This window comes from Halomonas sp. GFAJ-1 (genome assembly GCF_000236625.2).
Classification (GTDB): Bacteria; Pseudomonadota; Gammaproteobacteria; order Pseudomonadales; family Halomonadaceae; genus Vreelandella.
On the sequence record NZ_AHBC01000063.1, the window covers coordinates 1 to 1481 of the forward strand.

The following is a 1481-nucleotide window of genomic DNA, read 5'->3' on the forward strand; positions in this document are numbered from 1 at the left end:
GACCTCGGCCACGCGATGGCCGCGCTCTACCACCTGCTTGACGGCTTCGATTTTGAATTCTTCAGTGTAGCGGGGATAGCTCATGGTTCCTCCTAGATACCTTTAGTATAAGGCCTGGAGGTGTCTACGAAACCTGGGGCGATTCAGGTTGCTGAGAAGTGAGGGGGGGGGAATGAGGAAGCATCAGGAGTTGCGAGTTTGGCAACAGGCGATGGATCTGGTGGAGCAAATCTGATCTTACCCAGCAACAGTGGACACTGGTTTAAGCGATCATTCGGGCTTCGAAGACCTCTGGGCTGATCATCCCAATAGCACTGTGTCGCCGTTGCTTGTTGTAGTCCAGTTCGATGTATTCAAACACTTGGCGTCTCATCGTATCCCGCGTTTTAAACTGCTCTCCGTGGATCGCTTCAACTTTGAGACTGTGGAAGAAGCTTTCGGCACAAGCATTATCATAGCAGTTGCCTTTGGCGCTCATGCTGCACTTGAGCTCATGCCGCGTCAGTAGTGATTGGTAAAGCATGGAACAGTACTGACTGCCTCGATCAGAATGGACGATCACGCTTTTGGGCATTTTGCGTTTCCATAACGCCATCTGCAGCGCATCACAAACGAGGTCGGCTGTCATACGTTCACTCATTGCCCAACCAACCACTTTACGAGAGTAAAGATCAATGAGCACGGCCAGGTAAAGCCAGCCTTCGCCCGTCGCCAAATATGTGATATCACCCACCCACTTTTGATTGGGAGCTGAAGCCATGAAGTTTTGCTCTAGTAGATTTGGCGCCACTGGCAGTGAATGCCGAGAGTTCGTGGTTGCCTTGAACTTGCGGGCTGCTTTAGCGCGCAAGCCTTGGCGTTGTAAGCTGGCAGCCACCGTCTTACGATTGATCGGCATTCCATCATCTCGCAGGTCTAGCGTTAATCTCGGGGCGCCTGAGCGACCCTTACGTTGGTGATAAGCCTTGGCCACGCGCTGATCGATAATGGCTTGCTGGCTGCGTTTTGGAGACGAGCCCCCTCGCGCTGCCGCCAAGCGTAGTAGCCGCTTCGAGCGACCCCAACAACATGGCACATACGTTGAACGCTGAAAGCCTGACGATGACGATGGATAAAGGCGTACTTCACTTCAGGCTCTTCGCGAAGTACACCGCGGCCTTTTTTGTGATGGCCAGCTCTTCATTGGCTTCGGCTAACTGTCGCTTCAAGCGAGCGTTTTCTTCTGCCAGTGACCGCTCTCGCTCCGATGTATCTTGTTGTTGCTGAACCTTAGAACGCCACTGATAAAGCTGACTCGAATGTATGCCCAGTTCACGAGCCGCTGCAGCGACGCCTATGCGATCAGCAAGCGCTAACGCTTCTTGCCGATAGGCATCTGAATAACGGGTATAGGATTTTTTCTTCATTGATGTCGTCGATCTTGCYATTGTTCACCTCATCGTAGCGTATTACATTCTTGAGGTGTCCACTGTTACTGGGCA

1 protein-coding gene and 1 pseudogene are annotated in these 1481 nt (G+C 52.2%); both read right to left on the minus strand.

Annotated elements, in window-relative coordinates; all coding sequences use genetic code 11:
* A partial coding sequence (locus MOY_RS15965) for a transposase (RefSeq protein WP_035540951.1) occupies positions 1–84 on the minus strand: 84 nt, incomplete at its 3' end.
* Positions 85–262: 178 nt separating this feature from the next.
* A pseudogene (locus MOY_RS15970) lies at positions 263–1406 on the minus strand (IS3 family transposase).
* Between the last annotated feature and the right edge of the window lie 75 nt (positions 1407–1481).